Consider the following 23706-nt stretch of genomic DNA (forward strand, 5'->3'; position numbering starts at 1 on the left):
AGCCGTGGCGTTCCTGTGGACCGACACGAGTTGGCTGGTGGGCGCGTTCGCGGTGCTGGGACTGCTGATAGCGGCCGGAAAACTGGCATGGCAACGAAGAGCCGAGCCGGCGAAGGCGGCCTTCAGGGGGTTGTTCAACCTCACGGTCGTCTGCGGTTGTTCAGTAGCAGTCATCGAACTCCTCTCGGAAGCCGGTGACTCCTACTCGACCTGGCTGCTGGACCAGTCCTTGCAAATGAGCGCCAACAAGGACTTCGGTTCGGCGATGAAGAACCTCACGATCTTCGCCACCGGCGGCATGTCCCAGATGCTCATCATCGTGATGGGCTTGATCGCCATTCTCTCGTGCATCGTTCAGCTGATGCTGATGCTGGTGCGCTTTGCGATGCTCGGATTGCTGACCGGGGTGCTGCCGGTGACGGCGTCCATTTCGAGCACGGAGGGCGGGCAGGCGACTTTCAAGAAGGCTTGCGGTTGGCTGCTGGCGTTCCTCCTCTACAAACCGGTCGCCGCGACGATCTACGCCTACGCGATCGTCAGCATGAAGGGGGCCGGCCTCACGGATGTGCTGTCCGGACTGGCGATGATCATCATGTCCGTGGTGGCGCTTCCGGCCCTGATGCGCTTCATCGTCCCGGCCGTCAGCGCGGTGAGCGGTGGCGGGGGCGGCGCGGGGGCTGCCATGGCCGGTGCGGGCATCGCGACCGGTGCCCGGATGCTCGGCGAAAGCGCCAAGAGCAGTGGCGCTGGCGGTGGTGGCGGTGGCGGTGGCGGTGGTGGCGGCGGGGACGACGACGGTCCCTCCGGCTCGAACCCCACCCCGACCACCGGAGGCAGCCAGGGCCAAGGCGGCGGCGGTGCTCCGATGGGCGCCGGGGGCGGCGCTGAGGCTGGAGCCGGCGCCGAAGCCGGTGCTGGAGCTGCGGGCGCTGGTGGCGGCGCGGCAGCCGGTGGTGCCGCCGGGGCCGGCGCTGCCGCTGCGGGCCCCGTGGGTCTCGCCGTCGCCGCGGGCGCGCAGGCGATCGGCAAGGTGAAGGGAGCCGCTCAAGGCGCCGTACAGCACACCACAGGGGAGGGTTCGTAAGTGGCCGCCGTCGAAGAAAGCGGTCCGCGCACCTACGGGAACTGGCGCAAGCCGACGTCGCCAGGGCTGGGGAACCTGGGCCTCGCCGGGACCATCGTCCTGCTCGGCGGCCTGGTCCTCACCGTCATCGCGATGATGCTCTCCCTGATCGCGGGCGTGATCATGCTCGGTCTGGTCGGCATCATGCTCGCTCCGCTCTTCTTTCGTGACCGCCATGGGAGGACCATGTTGCAGCGCGCCATCGCGCGGATCGGCTTCAGCCGGGGCCGTTCGGCCGGGCAGCACATCTACCGTTCCGGTCCGCTCGGTCTGACCGCTTTCGGAAGCTTCCGGCTGCCGGGGCTCGCGGCGGCGTCCACCGTGCACGAGGCCCAGGACTCCTACGGTCGGCCGTTCGGACTGATCGAGGTGCCGTCCACCGGCCACTACTCGGCGGTCTTCGCCTGCGGCGCGGACGGCGCCGCCCTGGTGGACGCCGACCAGGTGGACACATGGGTCGCCTACTGGGGTTCGTGGCTCGCCTCACTGGCCCACGAGCCGTCGCTTGTGGCGGCCTCGGTCTCCGTCGAGACCGCCCCCGACCCGGGCACCCGGCTCGCGCGGGAAGTGGAGTCCAACCTCAAGCCCGGTGCTCCGCTCCTGGCGCAGTCGATGCTCCACGAGGTCGTCCAGACCTACCCGGCGGGATCGGCTCAGGTCAGTGCGCGGGTCTCGGTGACGTACTCGGCGTCGCCCCGTCCCGGTGCCAAGCGCCGGGACCAGGCCGAGATGGCGCGCGAGGTCGGCACCCGGCTTCCGGGTCTGTCGGCTCACCTTGGGATGACCGGGGCGGGCGAGGCGCGCCCCATGACGGCCCAGCAACTGGCCGAGATGGTGCGGGTCGCCTACGACCCTTCCGTGCAGGTGCTGATCGAGCAGGCGCAGGACGCCGGCGGCTCAGGTCTCACCTGGGCGGACGCCGGCCCGGTCGCGGCACAGGAGTCCTGGGGCCACTACATCCACGACTCGGCGGCCTCCATCACCTGGGGGATGTCCGAGGCTCCTCGCGGTGAGGTGTTGTCGACGGTGCTCAGCGGCCTGCTCGCGCCGCACCGCGACATCGCCCGCAAGCGCGTCACATTGCTGTACCGGCCGCATGATCCGGCGCAGGCCGCTCAGCTCGTGGAGCGTGACCGGCGCGACGCCCGCTTCCGGATGGGCGGCAACAAGCCGGCCGCCCGTGACGCGGTGGCAGTCGCCGCGGCCGAGCAGTCCGCTCAGGAGGAGGCCAAGGGCGCGGGAGTCGTCAGGTTCTCGATGCTGGTGACCGCGACCGTCAACTCGCCCGAGGAACTGGCGAACGCATCGGCGGCGATCGACGTCCTGGCGCCGCCGGCGCGTGTGCAACTGCGGCGGATGTACGGCTCGCAGGCGTCCGCGTTCGCGGCGGCCCTGCCGATCGGGATCGTGCTCCCGGATCACCTGCTGGTTCCGCAGGCGATCCGTGAGGCGACGTAGGAGGGGGGACGACCTGTGGCGAAGGAGAAGGCGCCGAGGCCGTTCGTCGGACGGCCGGGGACGCGTGGCTTTCTCGGCCGCGGTGGCGGCAAGGCCTCCCTGGTCGAGGCGCCGCCGGAGTGGCGCGGGACGACCGTGCAGGTGTGCGGTCTGTGGCCGTTCGCGGCCGGATCGGGTACCCCCATGTCCGGCGTGCCGGTCGGCCGGGTCCTGGACAACGGGGCGACGCTGTGCATGGACCCCATCTCGTGGTTCTCGCGCGCGGGGCTGATCAACAACCCCTCGATGCTCGTGCTCGGCAAGCCGGGACTCGGCAAGTCAACCCTGGTACGGCGGTTGGTGCTTGGCCTGACCGGCTACGGCGTCTATCCGATGGTCCTGGGAGACCTCAAGCCGGACTACGCGGACCTGGTTCGGGCGATGGGCGGACAGATCGTCAAGCTCGGCCGCGGGCTGGGGAGTCTGAACGTCCTGGACCCGGGGGAGACCGCGTCCGCCGCGGCGAAGCTGTCCGGCGCGGACAGGGAACGGCTGCTGTCCCAAGGGCGGGGCCGACGACTGAACATGATCACGGCACTGGTGACCATCCTGCGCAACCGCCCGGTGGTCGACCAGGAACGCACGATCATCAACACCGCGCTGCGTATCCTCGAGGATCGCCACAAGGGGGTGCCGATCCTCCCGGACCTGATCCGGGTGATCGACGAGGGGCCGGACGAGCTGCGGGCGGTGACTCTCTCGCGAGGTAGTGAAGACCGCTACCGTGACGGGGTCGACGGCCTGCACGCCTCCCTGCTGGGCCTGCTCGACGGGCCGATGGGCGAGGCGTTCGCCCGTCCGACCACGACCCCGATCCAGCTGGACTCACCCGGTGGGGTCTGCATCGACATCAGCGGCATCGACGAGGCGGACGCCGAACTCCAGGCCGCGGTGCTGCTGGCTTGCTGGAGCGACGGCTTCGGCGCTGTCGAGGCGGCGCACGCCCTCGCCGACGCCGGACTGGGGCCGCAGCGCCACTTCTTCGTGGTCCTCGACGAGCTGTGGCGCGTACTGCGCGCGGGCAAGGGCCTCGTCGACCGGGTGGACGCGCTGACCCGCCTCAACCGCCAACAGGGCCTCGGACAGGCGATGATCACGCACACCATGGCGGACCTGCTGGCACTGCCGGACGAGGCGGACCGACTCAAGGCCCGTGGTTTCGCCGAGCGTTCCGGCATGGTCGTCTGCGGTGGGCTGCCGGAGGCCGAGATGCCGTCGTTGACGCAGGTGGTGCGGATGTCCCGACGCGAACAGCGCATGATCGTCGACTGGTCCACTCCGCCGTCCTGGGACTCCCTGCTCGGCCGGGAAGGCGATCCGCCGGGGCGCGGGAAGTTCCTGGTCAAGGTCGGCGGGCGGCCGGGCATCCCGTTCCACGTCGAGCTGACCAATGCGGAACTGGACGTCAACAACACCAACAAGCGATGGGTGATGGGAACGGGGACTGGACGATGAGTGTCACCAACAAGAGCCGTGGCCCGTCCGACCTCATGCCGATCGTGGTCGTCGCGGGCCTGGGCACGCTGATCGTGGCGGTGCTGGGAACGTGGGGCGCGATGCTCGGCGGCGCCGCCATCGCCAACCAGCCGAAGCCCGCGGGCAATCCGGTCGCGGCGGTCATCAACCTGGTTGCGGGCAAGCAGCGTTGGCCGGGCACGGCAGCGACCGTCATCGTGGTCGCCGAGCTGGCGGTCGTGGTGCTCCTGGTCGTCCTCGTATGGGCAGCGGTGCGGCGCACAGGCAACCCCCGTGTCCGGGTCGACGCCGCCGCCCGCCACCTGGCCAACCGCAACGAGCAGGCCATGCTCTCGCGCGAGGGTGTGGCTGCCACCGCCGCCCGGCTCGGGGCCCCGCAGACGCACCCCGGAGTGCGCGTCGGCCGGGCCCGGGGCACCGGGCAGCCGCTGTACGGCTCGTGGGAGGACGAGCAGATCGACATCTGGGGACCGCGGACCGGCAAGACGACGTCGCGTGCCATCCCCGCCATCCTGGACGCGCCCGGATCGGTCCTCGTGACCTCGAACAAGCGGGACATCGTGGACGCCACCCGCCTGATCCGGGAGGGATTCGGCGAGGTGTGGGTCTTCGACCCGCAGAAGGTGGTCGGCGAGGAGCCCACCTGGTGGTGGAACCCGCTGTCGTACGTCACGGACATCGAGAAGGCCACCCGGCTCGCGTCCATCTTCGTGGCCTACGGCAAGGACGCGGACGCCAAGACGGACGCCTACTTCGACCCCGAAGGCGAGTCGCTGCTGTCGTTCCTGCTGCTCGCGGCCGCTGAGGCGAACGAACCCATCACCACGGTCTTCAGCTGGGCCGCGGACCCCACCGAGACCAAACCGGTGGAGATCCTGCGGGCGGCCGGACACCATCTGCCCGCGGACGGCGTGCAGGGAGTGATCAACTCGCCGGACAAGCAGCGGGCGGGCATCTACGGCACCTGCAAGAAGTCCGTGAACTTCCTCGTCAACCCGTCGGTGACGCGATGGGTGACCCCGGATCCCCGCAACTCCCACCGCCTGCGGTTCGACCCGCACGCCTTCGCGGCGGGCAGGGGCACCCTGTACTCGCTCTCCCGTGAGGGCCAGGGCACGGCCGGGCCGCTGGTGACCGCACTGACCGTCGCCACCATCGAGGCGGCCGAGGAACTGGCCACCCGCAGCCCCGGCGGCCGTCTGACCCTGCCGCTGCTGGGTGTCCTGGACGAGGCGGCCAACGTGTGCCGCTGGAAGGACCTGCCGGACCTGTACAGCCACTACGGTTCCCGCGGCATCGTGCTGATGACGATCCTGCAGTCCTGGGCGCAGGGCGTGGTGGTCTGGGGCGAGAACGGCATGAAGAAGCTGTGGAGCGCGGCGAACATCCGGGTCTACGGCGGCGGTGTCTCCGAGACCCAGTTCCTCAGCGACCTCAGCCAACTGCTGGGCGACTTCGAGCCGGAGACCACCAGCGTCAGCACATCGCGTGGCGAGGGCCGTTCCCACTCCACGCAGGTCTCCACCCGGGTGGAGAAGATCCTGGAGGTATCCGACCTCGCGGCGCTGCCGCGCGGCCGGGCGGTGCTGTTCGCCTCCGGCACCCGGCCGGTCCTCATCGAGACCGAGCCATGGCAACATGGACCGCACGCGGCACAGGTACGCGCCTCGCTGGCGAGGTACGCACCACCGGAGCAGGCCGACGCGCACAGGCTGACCGGCGGCCCGGGGGGCGGGGCGTGATGGAACCGACGGAGACCGTCGAGACCGTCTATTCGGACCTGGCGACCTGGGTTGAGGAACACCTGTCGAAGCTCATCCAGCGCCGCCTCGGCGGCAGCCTGACCTGGTGCACCGAGTGGTACCGGCACGCGGAGGCGGTCAGCCGCCTGAACGCCATGTGGCAGGAGTGGGAGGCGGCCGTCGTGGAGGCCACCATGTCGGGCTGGTGGCTCTACCACTGCGACCCGCACCTGCACGTCCTGATGTCCAAGGACGCGGGACCCTTCATGGCCTGCAAACCGGGCGACCACCGGACACTGGAGCCACTGCCGGTGGCTGACTCCGACGCACGACTCTGGCTGGGGTCGGCGTTCAGCAACCCGACCGGTGACTGACCGGTCGGCGCCGCGGTGAGCGCGGCGCCGACCGACCCGCCGTCCTCAGTACTCGACGCCGCCCTCGCGCCCCAACCGCCGCGGCCGGGTGGGGGCAGGACCGTCCTTCTGGGGCGTCGCCCCCCGTCGGCCCGCGGCCCCCCTCATCTCGGCCTGGGTGGTCTTCAGCGTGTTGACCACATCCTCGGCGAACGCCTGGCGGTCCTCGACGGTCGGCAGGCTGGCCAGGCGTCCCCATAGCTGCTCCGCCGCCTTGGGGGGAATCCGCGCGTTGACCATGGCCTTGTCCAGTGCCTTGTTGATGCGTGAATCCGCACGCAGCCGTACGAACCCGTCGAGCAGTCTTCCCAATCGCGGGTCGACTCCGGGGCGCTGGTCGACCCATGCCCGTATCTGCCCCGCGAGCCGGTCCCGTGCCTCGGCCAGGCCCGGTGGCGTACCGCCCCGCTGAGCCACCGCGGCGGCCGTGTGGTGCGTTGCGAGCAGGCCCGCGGTCTTCACCGCCTCCCGCACGACCGGATCCCGGTACTGCTCGGGAACCCTGGCCGGGTTGAGACCGGCCAGCGGCTGGCTTTCGTTCCGCAACGGCTGCTGCTGGGGACCGCTTGAGGTGATGGCGGTCGGTGAGTCGTAAGGCCCGTTCAGGGTGTTCTCGATCACCGAGATTCCGTCGTTGGCCCCGAAGGTCAGCTCCACCTCGTCCGGTATCTGGGAGAGCGGGATTCCCTGCCAGCGGTCGTCGACTTCCCGGTGGAAGGCGTAACCGCGCTTCGTCCCGGGATGCGGATCATCCGGAGAAGCCCCGAAGAAGGCGTAGCGGCCGTTGAACTCGGTCTGCGGGTACGCCGCCGCGAGCATTTCCTGCACGGTGCCCTTGAAGCTCGTGTCCACGAGGGTGACGGAGCTGTCCGGCAACCCCACCGGGACCCCGGAGGCACGCAGGTAGTCCGTGAGGTCAAGGTGGGAGTGGTCGATCTCGTCCGCGTTCACCTTGTCGCGCACTCGGAACGATTCCACTTGCGGGAAGCTCATCCCCGCGTTGCGCTCCAGATCCTGGAGCGCCGCGTCCACCACCGCACGGGAGAGCACGACCTCATGGCAGTGCCGCTCGGCGAATTCCGGGTCCAGGCCCCGTACGGCCGCGGCCAGGCTGTGCCCGTCGCGGCCGAGGAACACTATGCGGCGCCCGGGGTCGTTCGCCACGTCCTGGCGTAGGTCCTTCAGCATGTCCGCGGCCACGGCGGTGATGAACGGTGACAGGTGCTCGCTGTAGGCGCCGTACGCGTCTTCCACCGCCCGGTGCTGCTCCGGCGTGAGGCCGTAGGCGCGGGAGATGTCCGTGACCGTCGAGTAACGGCCCTCAACCACGTCCACCGGCTACGCCTCTTGCGCGTGCTCTGTTGACACGGTGGGGTCCAGCGCCTGTGTGAACCACCGCATGAACGCTTCATAGTTGGCTTCACGGCTGAGCATCACCGGTACTCCGCCGTTGGTGGGGGAAGTCATCCGCCCGATCTCGTCCAGGACGACCGGCGTCAGGATCGAGTCCACGAAGGGAAGGCGCAGCGCGGCCGAGAGGGTCAGCGCGTCATGCTGCAGTGTGTCGGGGTAGAAACGCTCGAACCAGCGGTCCAGATGAGCCCGCAGGATGGCGGCCCACTGAGGTGCGCCGGGGGCGGCCAGCGCCCGGTACACCGCGCTGTCGGGGCCGACGGCGATCGCGGGGGTGAACGTGATGTCGGACGTGACGAACCCAGGCTTGGGCAGCACCCCTTTGGCCACCGCGTCCAGTACCTGGTGTGCTGCGGGAACGTTCAGGCGGATGTTGTGCTCGGCCCGGTCAGGGTGCCGGTAGTTGAGAGCTCCGCCCATTTGCGTCACCCGCAGGCGTGAGGCCAGCTCGGGTGCTTCCTGGAGCACCGTCGCGAGGTTGCCGAGCGGCCCCATCCCCACCCAGCGCACTGGTCCCGCAGTGCTGGCGCAGACGTGGCGGACCGCGGCCACCACGTCCACGGACTGGGCTGGCACCGTCTCGGGCACCAAGCCGTCAACGCACCAGTACTCCGTGTCGCCGACCGACTTGCCCGACACGACCGGGACCTCCGGCCGGCCGATGGCGTCAAGGAGCCAGCGTGCGAAGCGGGCCCGCTGGCCCGGACCGGCGGCAGGGCCGGTCTCGTCGGCGGTGATCACCAGGGAGAGCAGTGGTACCTTGCGGGCGGCCACTGCGACGGCCAGTGCGTCGTCGGCGTCCCCGCCGATGTCCGTGTCGATGATCAGCGGTGCGTTGCGCAGGTCCTCGGGCCAGGGAGCTTTGCGCAGTTGCTCACTCGCGGCCTGGAACTCCGGGAACATCTCCCCGAGTTCCACTCTCCTGCGCCACTCTTCGCGCAGTTCGCTCACTGTACGGTCGTCGTCGTTGCTCTCGCCCATGTTCTTCCTTTCATTCGGCAGGCTTTGCGATGGCTCAGCGTCCAACTCCCACACTGGTGCCGTGCATCCGTGACCGCAGGGCGTCACGGGCGGACGACTGCGACCGAGTCGCCGGCCGACGGGCGGCGAGCCGTGCCGATGGCGTGCCGGAGAACCCTTCGGAGGCGACCGCGACGGCTTCCGCGGCCTCCACGTCCTCCATGGTGGCCAAGGCCGCTGCGGCGTCGCGGTCCTGGTTCGCGGCGGTCCGCATGTCGTCCGCGTGGTCCGCTTCGGCGTGGACGTCTTCGGCGGGGGCGTGGGTCTCGGCCAAACCCATCGCCGTCTCATCCGACCCGAGGGCTGCGGCGTCCTCGCCGTGGGCCTTGTCCCGCAGCCGGTCCTCGTCGCGGTCTCCGGGGAGATTCCGGTCGCGGGCGTCCCGCGTGGCGTCGACGTCCTGGCCGTTGCCCGGCGCCTTGGTGGGGGTGCGGTCGCCGCGCCCGTCGCGGTTGTGGGGTACTTCGACGCCGTGCCGCTCCTTGAGCTGCCGACTCATATGCTCCAACGTCGACTGGGCGTACGGATCGCCAGCCCTGGCCCACCCCTGTGTGACCTCCCAGGTCCGGGCGATCTCCTCTGGACGGGCCTGCTGCCACCATGCCTCGTCCCACGGTTGACGCATCGTGGGCAGCGCCCCGTCACGTTCGGCACTCAGCCGGGACATGAACTCGTTCCGCTCGGCGTCGGACCTTGCCTGTGCCTCACGCAGGTGTTCCATGCGGCGCATCGCGGTCATCTCCGCGACCTCCGTGGCCACCTTGATGGCGCTGTGCAGGGCCGCGCTCATCGCCTCGTGGACTTCGTTCGTCGAGTCCTCACTCACCGCGGGTCCCCCTCCTCGTCTTCGGCTGATCCTAGCGGCCGGAATCTTGCGTTCCAGGGGTGCGCAGGGCACGGCCGCACTGGAATGTGAGCGACTCGACCAGGGGCGTTTCCCGCCAACTGGTCGTCAATCAGGGCGATTTCTCAACGCTGAATGCCCTGTGCCTGCGGAACGCCGCGCGGCCCAAGCGCCCTGGCGGCGTCCGGCCCGGCCGCCTGGGGCCGGGCCCGGCGTGCGGCCTGAAGGCTCTCGCGTACCCCGTCCTCGGCCGCTCGCTGTCCGGGGGAGAGCTGTTGGCGGCGTTGCATCTCGGCGTGGGCCAACTGCCCCTGCTGCCAAGACTGCGGCAGTCCGGCCTGCCCGGCCGCCTGGTACGCGCGGGCGAGGCGTGCGTGGCGTTGGGCGAGGGCGTCGTCGGGCAGAAGCTGCAGCGGCAGGGTGCCGTTCGCCCCGACCGGGGGCGCGGTGGCCAGCGTCCGCAGCAGGGGCTGGGCGGCCTCGTGAGCGATGCGGGGTGCGCTGTGCGGATCCGGGTAGGCCCTGGCGGCCACGAGGTCCGCCTGCTCGGTGAGGCGCCGCATCGCATCCCGAGCGGACTCGTCGCCGCGGCCGGTCACGGCGTGGTTGATCACGGCATCCCGGTATTGGGACAGCCACTGCGCGTCGGCTGACACGCTGTTCGAGCGGTCCGGGGCGACGGACGCGTCGGGCGATGCCGTCTGCGGGCCGGGCGTGACCGCCGCCTGGACGACGTGCGCTGCCTGTCCATGACGTGGCTGGGCGCTCGCCGACTGCGCGCGGCGGCTGATCTCCGTGTCGATCCCTTGTATCTGGGCCAGGTTGGCGTCCACGAACTGTCGGGCCTGGGCCAGTGCCTGCTCGTCGGGCGCATGCCGGACCATGGCCTCGGCCTGTCGCAGGGTCTGCGTGGTCTGTTCGCGCCAGGTGGTCAGCTGCTGGTCGGACAGCGCGGCCATCTGCCGGGCCGCGTCGTCGGAGAGGGACTGGTCGTGTGGGCGTGGCTGCTGGCTCGCGCTGATGGACTGGTCGGGCTGCTGCTGCGCGCGGGCTGACACGGGGGTGAGCCGGTCCGCCAGGGCGTTCACGGACTCGCGTACCCGAGAGGACTGCTCGGCCGCCAGCCCGTAGGCGGCGAAGGCTTCGTCAGGCAACTGCTGGATCTGCCCGAGTCGGCCGCGCAGTTCCTCGGCGAACTGCTCGGGCGCCATGCGCCGGACCTTCGTGCCGTAGCCGTTCACATACTGCGCGAGGTAACCGTCGCTGCGGTCCCCCATCCGGGCCTGCAGGGCGGCGAGGTCGATGAAGTCCTTGGCCGCGACCCGGTTGTCGAGAGCCTGCAGCTTGCTGTACAGCAGCTCCGGCACCGCCCTGACAGGCATCCCGTCAAGCTGCGTGGCGGGCATGTAGCGCGGTGCGCGGACCATGTCGATGACAACCGAGCCCTGCTCCGGGTGGCTGACGCGCAACTTCGCGTTCTGCGGGCCGACGCCGTCGGGATGCTCGCTCCAGGCGACGAGCTGCTCGGTCTGGTAGCCGGCTGCCTCCAGAGCGGCTCTGACGCCCCCGCGCACCGCCTCGCCGTCCACCAACTTGTTGGTGAACAGGTCGATGTCGTCGGGTTCGCGGGAGTCCTCGACCTGGTGAAGCCGTAGCGCGAGGCTTCCGGCCACGGCGTAGCCGTGCTCGGCGCAGGCGGCCAGAGCAGTGCGGGCGATGGCCGCCTTGTGTGCTGTCTCCACGGTCTACCCGTCGGCAGGCGCGGTGCGCAGTTCGGGGAAGCGTTGCTCCCAGACCTTCAGGATCTGCGGCGGGCCGAGACGGGACGGCCACAGGCGGCGCAGCCAGGCGCGGTTGAGCAACCGTTCCTGCTCAACGCTGGTTCCCTCCAGCAGCAGCTTTCGGTACAACACGGTGCGCTGCCACGAGGTGGGTTCGTCGATGCGCACCGGCAACTCCGCGTCCGCGAGATGGGCGGGGACGTCGAGCGGGCCGTCGTCGGGGCCATGCAGCGTTGCCAGGTCCTCGACGACGTCGAAGCCGTTGAACAGCAACCACTCGCCGGCGTCCGGTGCGGTACGGGCTGCCGCGATGTCGGCGGGGAGAACGCCTTGGCGGGCCGCGGTCTCGATGGCCCCGCGCTGGTGTTCGTGGTCGTCGGCGACGGCGTCGAAGTCCGGGAGGTCGTCGGTGTCTGGCATTGCTCGCGTTTCCGTCTGGGCCGCGTCGGTGTCGCGGCGAGGGCGCGTTGATCGCCTGTGGCGGCGAGTTCGCGTCTCTGGCGCTTGTGCCCTGGCATAAGCAGTGTGCCAGCAGCGCAGGTCGGTTCCACAGCTGGCTACCGATGGCGGGCGGTCACGTCCCGGGCCCGACCGTGCGTGGACCGCGCCGATTCGGGCCGGGCGACCGCCGAGTTCGACGCGGTCGCCGCCCCTGGGCGGTACGACCGCGACGAACATCCGGGTCGCCCCATACCAGGGGACGATCCGCGGGTGCGGCCCGGCAGTGAAGCTGCTCGAAGATCGAATCGCCAACTCATCCGCAGCCTCGGGGGACTTGATGCCAAGCCATGTCGAACCACTGGACCTGACGGTCGTCGCCGCGCCCGGTGGCCTCGCCTTCCGGTCGGCGCACGGTACGCACGGCAGAGCCGCCCTCGAACTGCTCAGTGGCGGTGAGGTGTTGGCCGTCTATGTCGACACCGCGTTCAGCGGGATCCTGGTCGGCGCGCTGCGCGGTCGCCATCAGGGGGAGCCGTGGGCGTTGGCCTGGGGGCGGCGTTCGCCGGACGGGGAGCTGCCCGCGGTGGTCTTCGAAGGCGGCGGTCCGCTGCGCCGTCGCAGCCTGCCGGTGCCGGTGACGGCGGTGGGGGAGCGCTTCTGGGTGGCGTGCGCACAGGCCGACGCGGTGGCGCGTAGCGCCTCTCTTGAGGGTGGTGGTGGGCGACGGGTGGGTGGCGCAGTGGCGCGTAGCGCCTCTGTTGAGGGTGGTGGTGGGCGACGGGTGGGTGGCGCAGTGGCGCGTAGCGCCTCTGTTGAGGGTGGTGGTGGGCGACGGGTGGGGGAGTTCCGTACCGTGACGGCTGCTTCTCCGGGGCGGGTGGAGAGTTGGCGGTTGGCGCACCGCGGGGACCACTGATTCGCCCGGGGGGCTGGGGCCGGCCCCCCAGAAGGACCCCCAACCCCGCGGGAGGCGATTCGGGGGAACTCCACGCGCCTCCGCAGCGTCAAGCAGTATGGGGAGCACGATCCCTAGTGGGGGAGAATGGTCCCTAACAGTGGGGGAGGTCGCGGGCGGATGGCGCACTACGGAGGGCTGCAGCCCTGGGGCAACGGCCCGGTTTCGGGCATGCGCGCCTCGCACGCCGACCGGGAGCGTGCGGTGGACGTGCTCAAGGCGGCGTTCGCCGAAGGGCGGCTCGGCCAGCCCGAGTACGAGCAGCGTGTGGGGGCGGCCTACAACGCGCGTACGTACGGCGAGTTGAGTGGGCTGGTCGCCGATCTGCCGCAGGGGCCGGTGCCGATGACGATGCCCGCAGCCGGGCTGCAGGGGGTGCCCGCGGTTCCGCCGACCTTCCTTCCGGTGCCGCCGCGGCCGACGAACGGTCTTGCGGCGGCCTCGCTGGTCTGCGGTATCGCCGGGACGATCCTGGGCGTGCCGGCGATTCCGGCGATCGTGCTGGGGCACCGGGCGCGGGTGCAGATCCGGGCCACCCGGGAGGGCGGCGAAGGGATGGCGACCACCGGTCTGGTGCTGGGCTGGCTCGTGGTCTCGTTCTGGGCGCTGATCATCCTGCTGGGTATGGGGCTGGCCTGAGCGTAGGGATACGGCGGCGGCCGAGGCCGGTTCCGCCGTCTTCCCTGATCGGGGATATGGCCACTACCGTGGCATCAGCGTCCACGCGGCCCGGCGTGTCCTTCGCGTGTGCATTTGTTTTGACCGGAGCCCATGCGCTAGGTACGCTCTGACCTTGTGCCTGGGGTGTCCCCGGGTTCTTGTGCGTGCTCTCAGTCCGCACGGAATTCCGAGACTGCGACATCCAAAAGATGTGAGCCTGCGCCCGCCTAGCGGGCATGTGCAGAGCCTCCGACACACCCGACCGCGTGGGTCGGTAAAAGTGCCGGTGGCCAGCGCTGATGGCCCAGCAGAACGCCTCAGGTTAGCGTTAACGAGACTGGCACACAGAAACCGGAGAAACGGTGCCTACGATCCAGCAGCTGGTCCGCAAGGGCCGGCAGGACAAGGTCGACAAGAACAAGACGCCCGCGCTGCAGGGTTCGCCGCAGCGCCGTGGCGTCTGCACGCGTGTCTACACGACCACCCCGAAGAAGCCGAACTCGGCCCTGCGTAAGGTCGCGCGTGTGCGTCTGACCAGCGGGATCGAGGTCACCGCCTACATTCCGGGTGAGGGCCACAACCTGCAGGAGCACTCCATCGTGCTCGTGCGCGGCGGTCGTGTGAAGGACCTGCCGGGCGTTCGCTACAAGATCATCCGCGGCTCCCTCGACACCCAGGGTGTCAAGAACCGCAAGCAGGCCCGCAGCCGCTACGGCGCCAAGAAGGAGAAGTAAGACATGCCTCGTAAGGGCCCTGCCCCGAAGCGGCCGGTCATCATCGACCCGGTCTACGGTTCTCCTCTTGTCACGTCGCTGGTGAACAAGGTTCTGCTGAACGGCAAGCGCTCCACCGCCGAGCGGATCGTCTACGGCGCCCTTGAGGGCCTGCGCGAGAAGACCGGCAACGACCCGGTCATCACGCTCAAGCGCGCTCTGGAGAACGTCAAGCCGACCCTCGAGGTCCGCAGCCGCCGTGTCGGTGGCGCGACCTACCAGGTGCCGGTCGAGGTCCGCCCCGCGCGTTCCTCCACGCTGGCGCTGCGCTGGCTGGTCGGCTACTCCCGCGCCCGCCGCGAGAAGACCATGACCGAGCGCCTCATGAACGAGCTGCTCGACGCCTCGAACGGTCTTGGCGCCTCCGTCAAGCGCCGCGAGGACACCCACAAGATGGCCGAGTCCAACAAGGCCTTCGCGCACTACCGCTGGTAGTCGCTACCCCATCGAGAACCGAGAGAAGACTGAGCCAGATGGCCACCACTTCACTTGACCTGGCCAGGGTCCGCAACATCGGGATCATGGCCCACATCGACGCGGGCAAGACGACGACCACCGAGCGGATCCTGTTCTACACCGGTGTGAGCTACAAGATCGGTGAGGTCCACGACGGCGCTGCCACGATGGACTGGATGGAGCAGGAGCAGGAGCGCGGCATCACCATCACGTCGGCCGCGACGACCTGCCACTGGAAGGTCGATGGGGTCGACCACACCATCAACATCATCGACACCCCGGGTCACGTCGACTTCACCGTTGAGGTGGAGCGTTCGCTGCGTGTCCTCGACGGTGCCGTCACGGTGTTCGACGGTGTGGCCGGTGTCGAGCCGCAGTCCGAGACCGTGTGGCGTCAGGCGGACCGCTACGGCGTGCCGCGTATCTGCTTCGTCAACAAGCTGGACCGTGTCGGTGCCGAGTTCCACCGCTGCGTCGACATGATCGTCGACCGGCTGGGCGCGGTGCCGCTGGTCATGCAGCTGCCGATCGGTGCCGAGGCGGACTTCAAGGGCGTTGTCGACCTGGTCCGCATGAAGGCCCTGGTCTGGTCCGCCGAGGCCGCCAAGGGCGAGATGTACGACGTCGTCGACATCCCGGACACCCACCTTGAGGCTGCCAACGAGTACCGCGGCAAGCTGCTGGAGACGGCCGCCGAGGCCGACGACGAGCTGATGGAGCTGTACCTCGAGGGCGAGGAGCCCACCGAGGAGCAGCTGATCGCCGGTATCCGCCGCGCGACCATCGCCTCCAAGCTGACCCCGGTGTTCTGTGGCACCGCGTTCAAGAACAAGGGCGTTCAGCCCCTGCTCGACGCGGTCGTCAAGTACCTGCCGTCCCCGACCGACGTCGAGGGCGTCACCGGCCACAAGGTCGGCGACGAGGAGACCGAGATCTTCCGCAAGGCCTCCGAGGACGAGCCGTTCTCCGGTCTGGCGTTCAAGATCATGAGCGACCCGCACCTCGGCAAGCTCACCTTCGTCCGGGTGTACTCCGGCCGCATGGACTCCGGCACCCAGGTGCTGAACTCCGTGAAGGGCAAGAAGGAGCGCATCGGCAAGATCTACCGGATGCACGCCAACAAGCGTGAGGAGATCCCCAGCGTCGGTGCCGGCGACATCGTCGCCGTCATGGGCCTGAAGGACACCACCACCGGTGAGACGCTCTGCGACGCGCAGAACCCCGTCATCCTCGAGTCCATGAACTTCCCGGCCCCGGTCATCCAGGTGGCCATCGAGCCGAAGTCCAAGGGCGACCAGGAGAAGCTGGGCATCGCGATCCAGCGGCTCGCCGAGGAGGACCCGTCCTTCCAGGTGCACACCGACGAGGAGACCGGCCAGACGATCATCGCGGGTATGGGCGAGCTGCACCTCGACGTGCTGGTCGACCGTATGAAGCGCGAGTTCAAGGTCGAGGCCAACGTCGGCAAGCCGCAGGTCGCGTACCGCGAGACGATCCGCAAGGCCGTCGAGCGGATCGACTACACGCACAAGAAGCAGACTGGTGGTTCCGGCCAGTTCGCGAAGGTGCAGATCGCGATCGAGCCGCTTGAGGGCGACGGGTACGAGTTCGAGAACAAGGTCACCGGTGGCCGTATCCCGCGGGAGTACATCCCGTCCGTGGACGCGGGTTGCCAGGAGGCCATGGAGTTCGGTGTGCTGGCCGGCTACCCGCTGACCGGTGTCAAGGTGGTGCTGCTCGACGGCGCCTACCACGACGTCGACTCCTCCGAGCTCGCCTTCAAGATCGCCGGTTCCATGGCGTTCAAGGAGGGTGCGCGCAAGGCCAGCCCGGCTCTGCTGGAGCCGATGATGGCCGTTGAGGTCACCACGCCCGAGGACTACATGGGCGATGTCATCGGTGACATCAACTCGCGCCGTGGCCAGATCCAGGCCATGGAGGACCGCAGCGGGGCCAAGGTCGTCAAGGCCCTCGTTCCGCTGTCGGAGATGTTCGGTTACGTCGGCGACCTGCGCAGCAAGACGTCCGGCCGGGCCAGCTACTCCATGCAGTTCGACTCCTACGCCGAGGTTCCGCGGAACGTCGCCGAGGAGATCATCGCGAAGGCCAAGGGCGAGTAACCGACGTTCTCGCAACGTCGCACAAGCCTTAGGCTTGACGGCAGGCAGTACGGGGCATTCCGCCACGAACCGTGAGGAACGTGGCGGGTGCCCCGGCAGCCGGCACTTAATCCGCGGGTTGGCATACGTAAGCAGGCCCTTCGGGGTCCTCACCAACCCGGCAAAGATCACCTGGCGCCGATGAAGTAAGGCGTACAGAACCACTCCACAGGAGGACCCCAGTGGCGAAGGCGAAGTTCGAGCGGACTAAGCCGCACGTCAACATCGGCACCATCGGTCACATCGACCACGGTAAGACGACCCTTACCGCGGCGATCACCAAGGTGCTGCACGACAAGTACCCGGACCTGAACGAGGCCTCGGCCTTCGACCAGATCGACAAGGCTCCTGAGGAGCGCCAGCGCGGTATCACCATCTCCATCGCGCACGTCGAGTACCAGACCGAGTCGCGTCACTACGCGCACGTGGACTGCCCGGGTCACGCGGACTACATCAAGAACATGATCACCGGTGCGGCGCAGATGGACGGCGCCATCCTGGTGGTCGCCGCCACCGACGGCCCGATGCCGCAGACCAAGGAGCACGTGCTCCTGGCCCGCCAGGTCGGCGTTCCGTACATCGTCGTTGCCCTGAACAAGGCCGACATGGTGGACGACGAGGAGATCCTGGAGCTCGTCGAGCTCGAGGTCCGTGAGCTCCTCTCCGAGTACGAGTTCCCGGGCGACGACGTTCCGGTCGTCAAGGTCTCGGCGCTCAAGGCGCTCGAGGGCGACGCCGAGTGGGGCCAGTCGGTGCTGGAGCTCATGAACGCTGTCGACAGCGCGATTCCGGAGCCGGAGCGCGACGTTGACAAGCCGTTCCTGATGCCGATCGAGGACGTCTTCACCATCACCGGTCGCGGTACGGTCGTCACCGGCCGTATCGAGCGTGGTGTCCTGAAGGTCAACGAGACCGTCGACATCATCGGCATCAAGCCGGAGAAGACCACCACCACGGTCACCGGCATCGAGATGTTCCGCAAGCTGCTCGACGAGGGCCAGGCCGGTGAGAACGTCGGTCTGCTGCTCCGCGGCATCAAGCGCGAGGACGTCGAGCGCGGCCAGGTCATCATCAAGCCGGGCTCGGTCACCCCGCACACCGAGTTCGAGGCCCAGGCCTACATCCTGTCGAAGGACGAGGGTGGCCGCCACACCCCGTTCTTCAACAACTACCGCCCGCAGTTCTACTTCCGTACCACGGACGTGACCGGCGTTGTGACCCTCCCCGAGGGCACCGAGATGGTCATGCCGGGCGACAACACCACCATGTCGGTTCAGCTGATCCAGCCGATCGCCATGGAGGAGGGCCTGAAGTTCGCCATCCGTGAGGGTGGTCGGACCGTCGGCGCCGGCCAGGTCACCAAGATCACCAAGTGACCCAGCGCGCCTAGGCGCATCTAGCGGGAAGGGCCCGTACGACTCCGGTCGTACGGGCCCTTTCGCCTTTGGTCGGCGGCGCGAAAGCCGCCGCTACGGGAGGAACGCGCCGAGGTCGCCCGGCAGCGTCTCGACAAGTAGGGCTCGGTCGAGATAGTGGTTGCCGCGTTCGCAGGACGTCTCAGCGGCGAAGAGGCAGGCGTGGCAGGCCGCCCCGTGCAGGTGGCCGTGGACACGTGGGTCATGCTCCGCGCACATCGGGTCGGAGCTGCACAGCCGGGCTTCCTCGAGGGCTTGGCCGATGACGGGATCGAGCCGGTTATGGTGGCCTAGCGAGACCAAGCCACCCAGGGTGCCTTCGCTGTCCGGCGCCGCCGTGTAGAGCAGGACCCCGGCCATGGGGCGTTTCCCGGAACGGGCGTAGACGCGTTCGGCGATGCCGGACGCCCCGTACCCGCACTCGAGTGCGAACTGGCGGATCAGTGCGTGGGCAAATGTGTGGAGCAGCACATAGCGGATGCCGGGCCACCGCGGTTCGATCCCTCGGGCCAGGCACCATGTGTGGTGGGCCGCTCTCAGGGTCCGTTCCCGAGCGGCGACATCGGTCCGCTTCTCCCACTCTGCCAGCCGGTCTTCACGGAAGGCGAGGAAAACTCCTTCACCGCGCAACTCCGCGCAGGGCACCCAGGTTGGCTGCTCCTTGCTCAGCGGTGCGGCCGGTTCGATGAGCTCGTCCTCCGGGGAGAGCCACTCGGGTGGATCTATGCGGGTGAATCCGGTGAGGGCGGAGACCTCCCGCAGCCGGTGGACCAGCACGACCCGCTCCAGCCATGCCGAGGCGGAGGCTGGGACCGGTTCAGGCTCAGTGGTGAAGTCGGGCAGCGAGTACCGGTTGAGTGCGGTGAACGCCTGCCACTCCGGCGTGGCGAGGTCGAACTCCTCGTCGTCGCTCGCTTGCTGTGCGGGAGCTGCGGTTTTTGCGGTTGCCTCGGCCCTGACCGCGTTCCAGACCTGTTCGACGCCGTACTGCTCCAGCTCCGGCCAGCATGCCAGGGTGGGCAGCAGCATCTTGGCGGCCTCGGGAGGAACAGCGGCAAGCAGCTCCAGTGAATGCCAGTGCTCGCGTACGGCCTGGGCGAGGGGTTCCTCGGCACGTGGCAGGCTGAACACTCTCAGTTGCGAGGCGAACCAGCTGTTGGTCGCTCCGAGCGCGATGGTACGGACCTTCTCGTCGCATGTCTCGAAGGTGCCCAGGTGGGGGTGGTGACCCCGGCAGGCGGGAAGTTCCTGCTCGCCGCGGGTGCCCATCGCCTCGGCCATGGAGCGGGCCTTCACGTCATTGCAACTGCATGTGACGAACAGGTTGGCGGCTTCACCGGTGGTGCCGCGCTCCACGAGGCTGAGGGTGCACTCGGCCGGGGCGTCGGCGCCGCGGTGGACGAAGTACTGCCAGGGGAAGTCGTCCATGTGTCCCGCCGGGCACGCGACAAGGAAGCGGGCGGGGACCGCGGTGGGACGGCGGCGGCCTGTGCTGTAGCAGTTGTGGGCGTAACGGGTGTTTTCCGGGCGGAGGATGTGCTCCTCCAGCTCGAAAAGGCCGGAGGAAGCGGGGGAGAGGATGCCGCATTGCTCGCGGGAGCAGCGCAACCAGCGGGGGAAGAGCGCCACTGGGACGCCGACCCTGGTCCAGTCCCCGAACGGATCCGAGGTCTCCTGGAGATACGGCGGAGTGCGCAGGGTGGTGACCTGGGGGCCCAACCGCCTGCGCACCGCGGCGAGCAGCCGGTCCTCGGTCAGCGGCGCGGCCTGTTGCAGCTCCCAGTGATCGAGGCCCAGCACCATGGTGGAGAGGTTGGGAAGATCGGTGACCGCTCCGACGCCGTAGGTGTGGAGGAGTTGGCTGGGACGGAGTTCGCCTACGCGAAGGGGACCGTTGGCGGGTGCGGTCATGGCTTCTCCTGCGGATCATCAGTGGCCGCTGAAGGGCACGGGCGAGGCGTGAACGGCGGTTCTCCGGTGGCGTCTTGGGCGATGTCGCCCACGAACATCAGGTTCACCGGTGGCTCGACCTCGCGAAGTGAGGTGGGACAGGTCATCGGCTGCCAGTGAGAGCCGTCGGGCTCCTTCAGCAGTCCGGTGACGTCGCCTTGGCGCCGCGTGCTGCGGTAGCCGAGCACCGCGCCGGGAGCCTTGCGGCGGCGCTCCCATTCCTTCAGGCGCAGCCCGAGCCGCCTGCCGAGCTCGGCGCCTACCCGATCGTCCTCGGTGACGGCCTCGGCGCGCCGCTGGAGGTAGCGCACCACGTGGTCGGCGAGTTCGCCGTGGGTGTCGAAGAACTGGGCGCCGCGGTTGGCGTTGTACTCCTGCTTCAGATCGCGGACGAGTGCGACGAGAACGCCGGTGAGCCCTCGGTCAACGGCACGGTCGGCGAAAGGAGTTACCGAGAGGGCTTCCACGTGCTGGTAGACGGTCGCGTGGAAGGATTCGAAGGTCTCATAGTGCGAAAGATCACGCGGACGCGCCCAGTTGAGCACGTTGAAGACCAATCCTGGGGCCCGGCGGCCCACTCGGCTGGTGGCCTGGATGTACTCGGCGGTGGACTTCGGCTGGTTGTTGACGATCATCACGCCGAGCCGGGAGACGTCCACGCCGACGGCGATCATGTTGGTGGCCAGCAGGACGTCGAGCGGTCGGGGGGATCCCTTCTTCGGTCCGGTGAAGGACAGTTCGAGTTTTTCCAGGATGTCCGGAATGGCGTCCGAGGACATCCGGGAGGTGAGTTCCGCGGGTTCGCCGAGGAAGCGGACGGCCAGGCCCCGCCCATCGGCCCTGGTGAGACGGGTGGAGATGTCGTCCTCGACGAGTCGCCGCATGCCGCCCAGATCGCGGAGGCTGTTGAAGTAGCCGACCAGCGTCATGTACGGGTCGGTGAGCTCGCCGTGCCCGTATCGGTCGTGGAGAAGCCTGGCGGCGGCGAGTTGGGCGACGTAGACGCGGATCGCCACCGACTTGGTGCGTACGCCCTGGGCGCAGATGCCCACATAGCGGCGGCCCGGTGTGGCATCGGTGGACCTGCGGCGGGCGAAGAAGTTGTCCTCGGCGGTCAGACCGGGCGGTGGGAAGACGGCGGTCTTCCGCGCGAACAGGTCGTTGATCTGCCGTTCCGCGCGGCGGACGGTGGCCGTCGAGGCGATGACCTTCGGCCGCGCCGCACGCCCCGGCTCGATCTCCCAGGTGGCGAGCTTGTCGACGGCGGCCTCGTAGAGCCCGGTCAGTGAGCCGAGCGGACCGGAGATCAGATGGAGCTCGTCCTGGATGATCAGGTCCGGGGGCCGGACCCGCGGTGCGTCGACGGTACGGGCCGGTGAGTGGTCGCCGTGGGCCGGGTGGCTGGCGCGTTCCCATTCGCTGTCTACGGCGTCGGCGGTGACATAGCCGTGTCGGGAGCACCGCCGGGCGACCTGGCCGAAGAGGGTCTGGGTCTCGCCCTTCCAGGGGAGTTGGGCGAACTTGTCGACCGTCGCGATCAACAGGGTGGGCACCAGCCGGTAGATCTCCTCGTCGACCACGAGCACCGGCAGTCCCCGCTCGTCCGCAGGGAGATCGAAGGCGGCTGCCCCGAAGGGGCAGGAGAAGACATCGGGGCAGATGATGAAGGTGCGGCGCAGGGTCATGTCGACCGCGATGTCGCGTCCGGCGTCCAGCTTGGTGCCGCACCATGGGCAACTGGTCAGCTGATGGGGCGAGCCGGTACCACTGCGGCGCCGGCGGCCCTTGTCCTGTCGGCGGTCCTTGAGCCAGCCGTTCGCCTGGTCCGTCGAGTTGGGGGTGACAGCGCCTCCCACCCACAGGCCGATCCGGAACGGGGTCCTTCCCCAGGTGTCCGGGTCGCAGCGGCGGATGGTCTCGCAGGCGCAGATGAGCGCCGCGGCCCGTTGGAACTGCTGGATGGTCAGCAGCCGCAGGGTGTAGCGCATCAGAGCGGTCACCCCGTCCTCGGAGTTGAGCCCGCCCAGGGTTGGCCCGCACCGCCGGATCGCCATGGCGAACGCGGCGAGGCCCAGATAGGCCTCGGTCTTGCCACCACCGGTGGGGAACCAGAGCAGGTCCGCCAGTGCTTCGTCGGCGGAGCGTTCAGGGTGTCCCGGATCGGCGAGCGCGGGGAGGTTGAGCAGGAGGAACGCCAGCTGGAACGGGCGCCAGCTGCGGTTCTCCGGGATGTCCACGGTGTCGACCGCGCTCTGGAGCGCGAGCTCCGGATCGTGTCTGCGGTCGGCGGCGGCCAGGGTGTGCACCCGCTGCCGCCACATGGCCTGGTTGGCGAACCGGAACGCCTTGAACGCCGCCTCCTCGGCGAGCAGTCCGATTCCCGCCTCGATGCGGTCGGCGGCCTCGGCTGCGCGCTGGAGATTGGTGCGCGCCTCCTCCTCGTACCCCGCCAGGCGCGCATCCGGGTCGTCGATGGTTCGCCCGGTCCGTTCGATCCAGGCGCGGTAGCCGTCGACCAGTGGCATCAGAGCGGTGCGCAGCTCCTCCTGCTCGCATTCGGCGAGGCGCTTCATGTCGAGAACGAGGCCGCGCAGTTCGACGAGGTCCGCGTCCGGTTCGCTGAGCGGATCGGGTACGTCGGTGTGCGGGATCTCGTACGAGGGTGCGGCCTTGGTGGTGATCTCCACTGCCCGCAGCGGGTCCTCGGGGCTGGGCTCGGCGCGCACGCCCGTGCCGTGCCCGACCGCGAACTCGGGGTGGAAGCGGTAGGTCATCGCCAGGGACTTCCGCTCGGCGCGGTCGGCCGGGTCACCGCCGGTCTGGAGCTGGGGTCGCCGGGGCAGGAAAGGGGCCGTGTCCGGCAGACCGCTTACTGCCAGCTCGACCTGGAAGAGCCAACTGCGCGCGTCTCGGCTTGACTTGGCCTCCTGGCCGTTGACGAGGAAGAGCGAGACCAGCCAGTCGCCTTGATGGCGCCGGGCCCGGCCACGCACCACCACGCCGGGGAACTCCTCGGCGAGGACCGCCCGCGGCTCGATGACCCCGTCTTCCAGCAGCTTGACGGTCACCCACCCGGAGAATGCGGTCCGATGCCAGACCTGGCCGCCGGTGTGCTCCGGGTCCTTGGAGTGCCCCAGCTCGTACCGCGCCCAGGAGCACCGCACCCGTAACTCGTCCATCGCGCCGTCAATCCGGGCGGTCAGCCCGAGCGAGGAGGGCTGAAGACTGGGAACGTTGGGCGCGTCCGGGTCGGGATCGCCCTCCTCGGCGTCCGGAACCGCGGCGACCACCGCCTCGTCGAGCGTCCCCGGCTCGACGTGTAGTCCGGCGAGTTTGATGCGACCGTCGTAGGCGACGCCGCCCGGGGCGAGGCGGCCGATGATGTAGTGGTCGGTCGGATTGCCGACCAGCTCTTCCTCGGCGCCGCCGATCGGCCCGAGCAGGTCCGTGACGACGAGGTCCGCGAGTTCGTCTCGGAGCTGCTGGGGGGTGGGTGTATAGAGCACCGGCTGGGTGTGCGGGCGCTGGGCGTCGTCCGGCGGTGCGGGGGTGCTTTCTTGGCTCTCCTGCGTCACGTCGCTCACCTTA

The 23706-nt window shown here is 69.2% G+C and carries 18 protein-coding genes; 11 read left to right on the top strand and 7 right to left on the bottom strand.

Annotated features, from left to right (window positions below; all coding sequences use genetic code 11):
- The first annotated feature begins 37 nt into the window (after window positions 1-37).
- Genes P2L57_RS28380 through P2L57_RS28400 form a run of 5 tightly spaced genes read left to right on the top strand, consistent with a single transcriptional unit; the run spans window position 38 to window position 6212 of the window.
- Window positions 38-1084 (top strand): hypothetical protein, encoded by a 1047-nt coding sequence (locus P2L57_RS28380; RefSeq protein WP_275819121.1) that lies wholly within the window; start codon window positions 38-40, stop codon window positions 1082-1084.
- Window positions 1085-2581 (top strand): SCO6880 family protein, encoded by a 1497-nt coding sequence (locus P2L57_RS28385; protein WP_275819147.1) that lies wholly within the window; start codon window positions 1085-1087, stop codon window positions 2579-2581.
- 15 nt (window positions 2582-2596) lie between these two features.
- On the top strand, window positions 2597-4075 hold the full coding sequence (locus P2L57_RS28390) for a putative type IV secretion/conjugal transfer ATPase (RefSeq protein ID WP_275819149.1): 1479 nt from the start codon (window positions 2597-2599) through the stop codon (window positions 4073-4075).
- Window positions 4072-5838, top strand: a complete 1767-nt coding sequence (locus P2L57_RS28395; RefSeq protein WP_275819151.1) for a type IV secretory system conjugative DNA transfer family protein — start codon at window positions 4072-4074, stop codon at window positions 5836-5838. The genes P2L57_RS28390 and P2L57_RS28395 overlap by 4 nt, the downstream gene beginning before the upstream one ends.
- A complete protein-coding gene (locus tag P2L57_RS28400; protein WP_275819264.1) occupies window positions 5838-6212 on the top strand; it encodes a DUF4913 domain-containing protein in 375 nt (124 codons plus the stop codon). The genes P2L57_RS28395 and P2L57_RS28400 overlap by 1 nt, the downstream gene beginning before the upstream one ends.
- A 45-nt stretch (window positions 6213-6257) precedes the next feature.
- On the opposite strand, the gene P2L57_RS28405 is transcribed toward P2L57_RS28400, so the two are convergent.
- The 5 genes from P2L57_RS28405 to P2L57_RS28425 form a co-directional block, all read right to left on the bottom strand.
- On the bottom strand, window positions 6258-7586 hold the full coding sequence (locus P2L57_RS28405) for an ABC transporter permease (protein WP_275819153.1): 1329 nt from the start codon (window positions 7584-7586) through the stop codon (window positions 6258-6260).
- Between the two features lie 3 nt (window positions 7587-7589).
- Window positions 7590-8645 (bottom strand): nucleoside hydrolase, encoded by a 1056-nt coding sequence (locus P2L57_RS28410; protein WP_275819155.1) that lies wholly within the window; start codon window positions 8643-8645, stop codon window positions 7590-7592.
- 34 nt (window positions 8646-8679) lie between these two features.
- The gene (locus P2L57_RS28415) at window positions 8680-9510 is read right to left on the bottom strand and encodes a hypothetical protein (RefSeq protein WP_275819157.1); all 831 of its coding nucleotides are present in this window, start codon (window positions 9508-9510) and stop codon (window positions 8680-8682) included.
- A gap of 143 nt (window positions 9511-9653) precedes the next feature.
- A complete protein-coding gene (locus tag P2L57_RS28420; protein ID WP_275819159.1) occupies window positions 9654-11270 on the bottom strand; it encodes a nucleotidyl transferase AbiEii/AbiGii toxin family protein in 1617 nt (538 codons plus the stop codon).
- A gap of 3 nt (window positions 11271-11273) precedes the next feature.
- Entirely contained in the window at window positions 11274-11729 is a 456-nt protein-coding gene (locus P2L57_RS28425; RefSeq protein WP_275819161.1) for a hypothetical protein, read from the bottom strand.
- 358 nt (window positions 11730-12087) lie between these two features.
- Here P2L57_RS28425 and P2L57_RS28430 point away from each other — a divergent pair, with 358 nt between their 5' ends.
- The 6 genes from P2L57_RS28430 (at window position 12088) to tuf (ending at window position 18129) form a co-directional block, all read left to right on the top strand.
- Window positions 12088-12666 carry a hypothetical protein gene (locus tag P2L57_RS28430; protein WP_275819163.1) on the top strand — a complete coding sequence of 193 codons (579 nt, stop codon included), beginning with the start codon at window positions 12088-12090 and terminating at the stop codon, window positions 12664-12666.
- A 159-nt stretch (window positions 12667-12825) separates the two neighbouring features.
- A complete protein-coding gene (locus tag P2L57_RS28435) occupies window positions 12826-13344 on the top strand; it encodes a DUF1707 and DUF4190 domain-containing protein (protein ID WP_275819165.1) in 519 nt (172 codons plus the stop codon).
- 383 nt (window positions 13345-13727) lie between these two features.
- Window positions 13728-14099 carry a 30S ribosomal protein S12 gene (gene rpsL / locus P2L57_RS28440; protein WP_255930050.1) on the top strand — a complete coding sequence of 124 codons (372 nt, stop codon included), beginning with the start codon at window positions 13728-13730 and terminating at the stop codon, window positions 14097-14099.
- Between the two features lie 3 nt (window positions 14100-14102).
- Window positions 14103-14573 (top strand): 30S ribosomal protein S7, encoded by a 471-nt coding sequence (gene rpsG, locus P2L57_RS28445; RefSeq protein WP_275819167.1) that lies wholly within the window; start codon window positions 14103-14105, stop codon window positions 14571-14573.
- A gap of 38 nt (window positions 14574-14611) precedes the next feature.
- Window positions 14612-16714 (top strand): elongation factor G, encoded by a 2103-nt coding sequence (gene fusA / locus P2L57_RS28450; protein ID WP_275819169.1) that lies wholly within the window; start codon window positions 14612-14614, stop codon window positions 16712-16714.
- A 221-nt stretch (window positions 16715-16935) separates the two neighbouring features.
- Window positions 16936-18129 carry an elongation factor Tu gene (tuf, locus tag P2L57_RS28455; RefSeq protein ID WP_275819171.1) on the top strand — a complete coding sequence of 398 codons (1194 nt, stop codon included), beginning with the start codon at window positions 16936-16938 and terminating at the stop codon, window positions 18127-18129.
- A gap of 93 nt (window positions 18130-18222) precedes the next feature.
- On the opposite strand, the gene drmB is transcribed toward tuf, so the two are convergent.
- Both drmB and drmA read right to left on the bottom strand, forming a co-directional pair.
- Complete coding sequence (gene drmB / locus P2L57_RS28460; RefSeq protein ID WP_275819173.1) at window positions 18223-20079, bottom strand: MrfA Zn-binding domain-containing protein; 1857 nt, start codon at window positions 20077-20079, stop codon at window positions 18223-18225.
- Complete coding sequence (gene drmA, locus P2L57_RS28465) at window positions 20076-23693, bottom strand: DISARM system helicase DrmA (protein ID WP_275819175.1); 3618 nt, start codon at window positions 23691-23693, stop codon at window positions 20076-20078. Before drmA ends, drmB begins: the two co-directional genes overlap by 4 nt.
- Window positions 23694-23706: the final 13 nt, after the last annotated feature.

Source organism: Streptantibioticus ferralitis (assembly GCF_029223525.1).
Lineage (GTDB): Bacteria > Actinomycetota > Actinomycetes > Streptomycetales > Streptomycetaceae > Streptantibioticus_A > Streptantibioticus_A ferralitis.